General features: G+C 64.1%; 6 protein-coding genes. 1 reads left to right on the top strand and 5 read right to left on the bottom strand.

The window, feature by feature from the left end; genetic code table 11:
* Positions 1–110: 110 nt before the first annotated feature.
* The 4 genes from B348_RS0111255 to hmgA all read right to left on the bottom strand — a co-directional run bounded on the left by B348_RS0111255 (position 111) and on the right by hmgA (position 4843).
* A complete protein-coding gene (locus B348_RS0111255; protein ID WP_017736223.1) occupies positions 111–1481 on the bottom strand; it encodes an aromatic acid/H+ symport family MFS transporter in 1371 nt (456 codons plus the stop codon).
* A 139-nt stretch (positions 1482–1620) separates the two neighbouring features.
* The gene (gene maiA / locus B348_RS0111250; RefSeq protein ID WP_017736222.1) at positions 1621–2256 is read right to left on the bottom strand and encodes a maleylacetoacetate isomerase; all 636 of its coding nucleotides are present in this window, start codon (positions 2254–2256) and stop codon (positions 1621–1623) included.
* A 13-nt stretch (positions 2257–2269) separates the two neighbouring features.
* Complete coding sequence (gene fahA / locus B348_RS0111245) at positions 2270–3556, bottom strand: fumarylacetoacetase (protein ID WP_017736221.1); 1287 nt, start codon at positions 3554–3556, stop codon at positions 2270–2272.
* A 3-nt stretch (positions 3557–3559) separates the two neighbouring features.
* Positions 3560–4843 (bottom strand): homogentisate 1,2-dioxygenase, encoded by a 1284-nt coding sequence (gene hmgA, locus B348_RS0111240; protein WP_017736220.1) that lies wholly within the window; start codon positions 4841–4843, stop codon positions 3560–3562.
* Between the two features lie 120 nt (positions 4844–4963).
* Between hmgA and B348_RS0111235 the strand changes: the two genes are divergently transcribed.
* The gene (locus B348_RS0111235) at positions 4964–5743 is read left to right on the top strand and encodes an IclR family transcriptional regulator (RefSeq protein WP_017736219.1); all 780 of its coding nucleotides are present in this window, start codon (positions 4964–4966) and stop codon (positions 5741–5743) included.
* 1 nt (position 5744) lies between these two features.
* On the opposite strand, the gene dacB is transcribed toward B348_RS0111235, so the two are convergent.
* The gene (dacB, locus tag B348_RS0111230) at positions 5745–7184 is read right to left on the bottom strand and encodes a D-alanyl-D-alanine carboxypeptidase/D-alanyl-D-alanine-endopeptidase (protein WP_017736218.1); all 1440 of its coding nucleotides are present in this window, start codon (positions 7182–7184) and stop codon (positions 5745–5747) included.
* Between the last annotated feature and the right edge of the window lie 97 nt (positions 7185–7281).

Below are 7281 nucleotides of genomic sequence, written 5' to 3'. Positions count from 1 at the left end.
GGCTTGTGTGGGAGCTGGCTTGCCTGCGGTGCAGGCGCCTCCGTACATCAGACATGCCGAGGTGATGCTATCGCAGGCAAGCCAGCTCCCACATTTTGATCTGCGGCGAGTCAGTGATTGGCCGGCGCTTTTAGAATGTCGCCATGCAACGGACTCACAGGCTCACTTGAGCCCGGTGATCGCACCTGGATAATCAACAACGCCGCCATCACCGCCGGAATCGCGCAAAAGAAAAAAATCTGCTGCACCGGAATATGCATCGCCAACAACAGGCTGCCAAACAGCGGCCCCAGGATCGAGCCAAACCGCCCCACGCCCAGCGCCCAGCCCGTGCCGGTGGCGCGCACATGCGCCGGGTAGAAGTTGCTGGCGAAGGCGTTGAGGGTCAGTTGCCCACCGATGATGCAGAACCCGGCGGCAAACACGCAGGCCACCAGATAACGCGGGTTGTCGTGGTTCAGGCCGAGCAAAATGGTGCACAGTGCAGCCGCCGCCAACACACCCGACAACAGGCGCACTTTGCTTTTCAAGCGGTCGGCAAACCAGGCCATGCCGATGGCGCCCAGGGTGCCGGCAAACAGGAACATCGAGGTCACCAGGTTGGCTTCCTTGAGGGCCAGGCCACTTTCCAGTAGCAGCGACGGCAGCCAGCTGATCATGAAGTACAGCAGGATCAGGCTGACAAAAAACGTCGCCCAGATCAGCAAGGTCGGGCGCGCATAACCGTTGCGGAACAGCTCCACCACCGTCAGTTTGCTGCCCTGCTCCTGTAGGTTTTCTGCCGTGCTGGCCAGCGGCGCCTGCCAACCAGGCAGCATGCGCGTGGTGACCTGGTGCAAGCGTGCATACGGCGGCGCATCCCGCAGCAAACGTGGCAATGATTCCGGCAGCAGCCACAGCAGAAACGGGAACAGCAGCAGCGGCGTCACGCCACCGGCGAGGAACACCGCCTGCCAGCCGAAGCTGTCGATAAACCCGGCGGCCACAAACCCACCGGCCGCGCCGCCAAACGAGAAACCACACGCGGCCAGCGTCACCATCAAGGTGCGCAGGCGCGGGGGTGAGTAATCCGACATCAGCGCCATGGCGCTGGGCATGGCGCCGCCCATGCCGATGCCGCAGATAAAACGCGCGGCCATCAGGCTGGTCAGTGAGTTGGCGAACACCATCAACAGCGTGAGGCTGGCGTAGATCAGCACGCAGCCCAACAGGATGCGCCGCACGCCAAAGCGATCGGCCAGCGGCGTGACCAGCAGCGAGCCGAGGGTCAGGCCCAGCAGGTTGGCGCTGAAGACCGGGCCGAACGCGGCTTTTTCCAGGCCCCAATCCTTGGCCAGGGCCGGTACTACATAACCCAGCACCTGAGCGTCATAGCCATCGGTCACCAGCAACAGCGCCAGCAACAGGAGGATCAACCACTGGTAACGCGACACCGGACGGGCGTCGAGTGCCGCGCGAAAGCTGGCAATCTGATTGTGCATCGCAAGGTACCTATTATTTTTATAAGGATGACGCTGATCAAACTGTGGGAGCTGGCTTGCCTGCGATGGCGGTGTGTCAGGCAACTCATCTGGCACGGGTGCTCCGCTATCGCAGGCAAGCCAGCTCCCACATTTGTATTTAGGGTGTGTCAGGTTGGTTGGCGGGGTGAGCTTGGATGAACGCAGGATGTTGAGCGGCCAATGCGGCCACCCTTCCTATGCGCGGATACGCCGCCAACGGCACCTTGAAGCGCTCCGCCGCATACAACTGCGGAATCAGAAACGCATCGGCCATGCCCGGCTGTTCGCCAAAGCAAAAACCCTTGTCGCCAATCAACTGCTCCACCGCGCCCAGGCCCTGGCTGATCCAATGGCCGATCCACGCCAGCACCTGCGCCTCGTCATGCCCCCACTGCCGCAGCAGGTTCTGCGTGCTGGAGTTGTGCAGCGGATGAATATCGCAACCAATGATCGACGCCACCGCACGTTCATGGGCACGGGTGGCCAGGTCCTTGGACAGCAGCGGCGCCTGTGGATAACGTTCGTCGAGGTACTCGATGATCGCCGGCGACTGGATCAACAGCTCGCCGTCCTCGGTGCGCAAGGCCGGCACGCGGCCCTGCGGGTTGATCGCCAGGTACTCGGGCTGGCGATTCGCGCCACCGGCCGGCACCAGCAGGTTGACCGGCACCGCGGTGAAGTCCACGCCCTTGAGCGCCAGGGCGATACGCACCCGGTACGACGAGGTAGAACGGTAGTAGGTATAGAGTTCCATCACCCGAGCCCTCTTAACGCGCGGCCACTACCGTGCCACGGCATTCGCCAAAGCCGATGGAGGCAAAACCCTCGCGGCTGCAACGGGCGCGCAGGATGATTTCGTCACCGTCTTCCAGGAACTTGCGCACTTCGCCGGATGGCAACTCGATGGCTTTTTTACCGCCTTCGGTCATTTCCAGCAGGCTGCCGAATTGCCCTGCCTGCGGGCCGGACAACGTGCCCGAACCAAACAGGTCACCGGCCTGCAACTGGCAGCCGTTGACGCTGTGATGCGCCACCAGCTGCGCGACCGTCCAGTACATGTGCAGGCTGTTGCTCAGCGCCAGACGATGGGCCGGCAGGTTCTGCTCGCGCATCGCGGCGGTGGTCAGCAGCACTTCCAGCTCGATATCCAGCGCGCCAGCGGCCTGGTCGCGTTTGTCCAGCAGGTACGGCAGCGGTTGTGGATCGCCTTCGGGACGCGCCGGCTGGGCCTTGCGGAACGGCTCCAGGGCTTCGGCGGTGACGACCCACGGGGAGATGGTGGTGATGAAACTTTTCGACAGGAACGGGCCCAACGGCTGGTATTCCCAGGCCTGGATATCCCGCGCGGACCAGTCGTTGAGCAGGCAGAAACCGGCGATATGCTCGGCGGCGTCGCCAATCGCAATCGAGTCGCCCATGGCATTGCCCTGGCCGATCCAGATGCCCAGTTCCAGTTCGTAGTCCAGGCGGGCGCACGGGCCGAACGTCGGCTCCGTGTGACCGGCAGGCAGGGTCTGGCCTTTAGGGCGGCGTACATCAACACCCGACGGGCGAATGGTCGAAGCACGCCCGTGATAACCAATCGGCACGTACTTGTAGTTCGGCAGCAGCGGGTTGTCGGGACGGAACAGCTTGCCGACGTTCTGCGCATGCTCGATACCGACGTAGAAATCGGTGTAATCGTTGATGCGCGCCGGCACATGCATCTGGCAATCGGCAGCGCGGTGCAGCACCTGGGCTTCACGGGATTGCAGCGGGCTGCCCTCGGCGAGCAGCTCCAGCAGGCGTTCACGCAAGGCCACACGCGGGCCACGGCCCAGCTCGAAAAACGCGTTCAACTGGCCACCGGCAGTGGCTTCGACAGCGCGGCGCGCCTCGCCTTCGAACGCGTCGATGGCCGCATGCAGATCGAGGATCGCATCACCAATCGCCACGCCGCTGCGCGGTGCCGAGCCGTCGATGCTGAACACACCCAGCGGCAGGTTTTGCAGGGGGAAGTCAGCGTGACCGTTGGCGGAGGCCACCCAGCTGCGGGTAGAAGGGGACTGAGTCATGGGTTATCTCCGATTCGGGTTGAACGTGACGGGCAACGAGGCCCAGCACGCATCGTAAGCGGGTTGCAGTTGCGGGCAGTCCAGGGCGAACCGGGTCGGGCGCAGCACTTGGCTGGTCTCGAACATGAAGGCCATGGTGTTGTCGATCTTGTGCGGCGCCAGCTCGACGTTGATCGCCTTGGTGCAGGTTTCGCCGTCGGGGCCGTGGGCGCTCATGCAGCTGTGCAGCGACGCACCACCGGGCAGGAAACCTTCGGCCTTGGCGTCGTAGGCGCCCTGGATCAGGCCCATGTATTCGTTCATCAGGTTGCGGTGGAACCACGGCGGCCGGAAGGTGTTCTCGGCCACCATCCAGCGCGGCGGGAAGATCACGAAGTCGAGGTTGGCCAGGCCGTGCACGCTGGTGGGCGAGGTCAACACGGTGAAGATCGACGGGTCCGGGTGATCGAAACTGACCGTGCCGAGGGTGTTGAAGCGGCGCAGGTCGTATTTGTACGGCACGTTGTTGCCGTGCCAGGCGACCACGTTGAGCGGCGAATGGTCGAGCTCGCAAGCCCACAGTTCGCCGAGGAATTTCTGCACCAGGGTTGTAGGCTGTTTCAGGTCTTCGTAGTGCGCCACCGGCGTGAGGAAATCCCGCGGGTTGGCCAGGCCGTTGCTGCCGATGGGGCCGAGGTCCGGCAGGCGCAGCGGTGCGCCGTGGTTTTCGGCGACATAGCCGCGCGCCTGGGCGTCCAGCAGTTCGACGCGGAACTTGAGGCCACGGGGCAGCACGACGATTTCCAGCGGCTCCACGTCCAGCACGCCCAGTTCGGTGGCGATGCGCAGGCGCCCTTGCTCGGGGACGATCAGCAGTTCGCCATCGGCGTTGAAGAACACGCGCTCCATCGAGCGGTTGGCGCAGTAGTGGTGGATGCTGATGCCTGAAGGTTTTTCCGACCCGGAATTGGCAACCATGCCGACCAGACCGTCGATGAAATCCGTCGGCTCAGCGGGAATCTCCAACGGGTTCCAGCGCAAGCGGTTCGGCGTTACCGCCCCCAGCGGCCCACCGGCCAGTTGCCGCTCCAGCTTGCTAAACGCCGGGTGATTGGCCGACGGCTGGATGCGGTACAGCCAGGTGCGCCGGGCTTCGCTGCGGACCATGGTGAAGGCCGTGCCGGAGAAGAGTTCGGTGTACAGCCCGTAGGGCGCTTGTTGCGGGGAGTTCTGGCCGACCGGCAATGCGCCGGGCAGGGCTTCGCTGGCGAATTCGTTGCCGAAGCCCGACAGGTATTCGAGGTTCATGGATCATCCTCTACGCGGAAGTTGTTTTTATCGTAATCCAGTTACGCATAACGTAATTTGATCACTATCGACCGTCAAGCTATAAAGACGCCCATTCATCTCTCGGATTCTCGCCCTTCCATGGAAAAGCCCCGCGACACCGGTAAACAGAAAGTCCGCTCGGCCGAAGTGGGCACCGATATCCTCAAGGCCCTCGCCGAACTGTCGCCGGCCACTTCGCTGTCACGCCTGGCCGAGCATGTGCAGATGCCCGCGAGCAAGGTGCATCGCTATTTGCAGGCGTTGATCGCCTCGGGGTTTGCCGAACAGAACACCGCCACCAACCATTACGGCCTCGGCCGCGAAGCGTTGCGCGTGGGCTTGGCCGCGCTGGGCAGCATGGACGTGCTGAAGGTCGGCGCCCTGCCCCTGGCCGAGCTGCGCGATGAATTGAATGAAACCTGCTTTCTGGCGGTATGGGGCAACCAGGGCGCGACCGTGGTGCATATCGAGCCCGCCGTGCGTGCGATCACCGTGGTGACGCAACTGGGTTCGGTGTTGCCGCTGCTCAGTTCGTCCACGGGATTGGTGTTCAGCGCTTTCCTGCCGTCGCGGGAGACGGTGGATCTGAGGGCGCGCGAGATCGAGGCCGGAATCGCCCACGCCCTGGCCGACGATCAGGCCTACGCCACCATGTGCGAACAGATCCGCAACCGTGGCCTGCACTTTGTGCATGGCTTGCTCATGCCGGGTGTGGACGCGTTGTCGGCGCCGGTGTTCAACGCCGTCGGGCAAGTCGCGGCAGTCATGACCGTGGTCGGCCCCACCTCATTGTTCCACGCCGACGAAGACGGCCCGGCGGCGCAGCACTTGCTGGCGGCGACCCGGGCCGTGAGTTGGCGCATGGGTTATCAGCCCTGAGTCACCAGTTGGCCAGGGTCAATGCGACGCGGTTTTCCAGGGCCTTGATCTGCGCGCCACTGGCCAGGTAGTTGTTGCTGATCATCGAGAACACCAGGCGGCGCCCGTGGGCGTCGGTGATGTAGCCACCCAATGAGGAAACGCCGGCCATGGAGCCGGTCTTGGCGTGCAGGTTATCGGCCGCCGGGGTCTTGCGCAGACGCCAGCGCAGGCTGCCGCCGGTCATGCGGTCGCGGTTGCCGGCAATTGGCAGCGCGGTGTACCAGGCGTCGAACCACGGCTGTTTGCTTGCGGCCAGCAACAGGTCGGTGAGGGTTTGCGAAGACACCAGGTTCATCCGCGACAGGCCCGAGCCGTCCACCTGCCTCAACATCGTCGTATCCAGCCCCTGGCGCTGCATGAAGCCCACCACCGCCGCCACGCCGGCCGACGCCGTCCCGGCATTCGAGGTCTTGCGGCCCATGGCCTTGAGCAAGGCTTCGGACATGTTGTTGTTCGACAGCTTGAGCAGCGGCGCAATCAGTGCCTGCAACGGTGCCGACTGATGCTCGGCCAGCACGTTCGCCGTGGCCGGGCTGGCGCCGCCCATCACGCGACGGCCGAGCACGGTGATGCCCTGCTGCGCCAGCGCCTGCTCGAACAGGTTGGCCACCAGTTGCGTCGGTTCCCACACGCTCACCAGTTGCCTGCTCTGCTTGCCCGGCGCCACCGCGCCGCTGAGTTGCAACAGGTTGGTGCCGTGGCGACGGTTGATCCCGTAGGTGTTGCCCGGCCCGCTGATGGCGCGGTTGCTCAGTTGCAGGTAGTCGGTGGGCGGGAAGATCGTCACCGCCACGGGCTGGCCAGCCCGCACCGGCGCCTTGGCCGTGACCAGCACGGTGCCTGCATCGAAATCCGCATTGGGTGACACGGTCAGCGCCGAAATCTGCGCGCCGTAGTAGGTGCTTTCGTCATCGTGGGACCAGTCGACGCCCAGCCGTTCGGCGTCAAACCAGGTGTCATCGAACACCAGGTCGCCCTGCACCTGGCGGATGCCTGTGCTCGCCAGTTGTGCGGCCAGGGCCTGGTAATCGGCGAATTGCAGGGTCGGGTCGCCCAGGCCGCGCAGGTAGAGATTGCCGCCGAGGCGCTCGCCCTGCTGCGCGCCGTTGCTCAACAGCTGGGTGGCAAAACGGTACTGCGGACCCAGCACATCCATCGCCGCCGCGGTGGTCAGCAACTTGAGGTTGGAGGCCGGCACCAGCCGCGTGCGCGGGTTGTGCTGATAAAGCGTTGTGCCGCTGCGGGCATCGCGCACCGTCAGCGACACCGTGGCGCCGTGCAGCGCCGGGTCGGCCAAGAGTTGGTCGAGGGAGGACTGGGTGGCTGTCTGCGAAACGCTGGCGCAACCACTCAGTAAAAACAGGAGTGCGCTGGTATAGATCAACTTTGCAAATTGCATCGGTGCTGGGTTTCCGCGAAAAATCAATGCGGCAACGCTACCAGCTCGCTCCCCCTGTGGCGAGGGAGCTTGCTCCCGCTGGGGCGCGAAGCGGCCC

Source organism: Pseudomonas sp. CBZ-4 (genome assembly GCF_000346755.1).
Taxonomy (GTDB): Bacteria; Pseudomonadota; Gammaproteobacteria; order Pseudomonadales; family Pseudomonadaceae; genus Aquipseudomonas.
This window is presented reverse-complemented; position numbering and strand designations above follow the sequence as displayed.

Coding starts and splice junctions, on each gene's coding strand:
- B348_RS0111255 (WP_017736223.1), bottom strand. CDS start 1,481: ATGCACAATCAGATTGCCAGCTTTCGCGCGGCACTCGACGCCCGTCCG.
- maiA (WP_017736222.1), bottom strand. CDS start 2,256: ATGGAACTCTATACCTACTACCGTTCTACCTCGTCGTACCGGGTGCGT.
- fahA (WP_017736221.1), bottom strand. CDS start 3,556: ATGACTCAGTCCCCTTCTACCCGCAGCTGGGTGGCCTCCGCCAACGGT.
- hmgA (WP_017736220.1), bottom strand. CDS start 4,843: ATGAACCTCGAATACCTGTCGGGCTTCGGCAACGAATTCGCCAGCGAA.
- B348_RS0111235 (WP_017736219.1), top strand. CDS start 4,964: ATGGAAAAGCCCCGCGACACCGGTAAACAGAAAGTCCGCTCGGCCGAA.
- dacB (WP_017736218.1), bottom strand. CDS start 7,184: ATGCAATTTGCAAAGTTGATCTATACCAGCGCACTCCTGTTTTTACTG.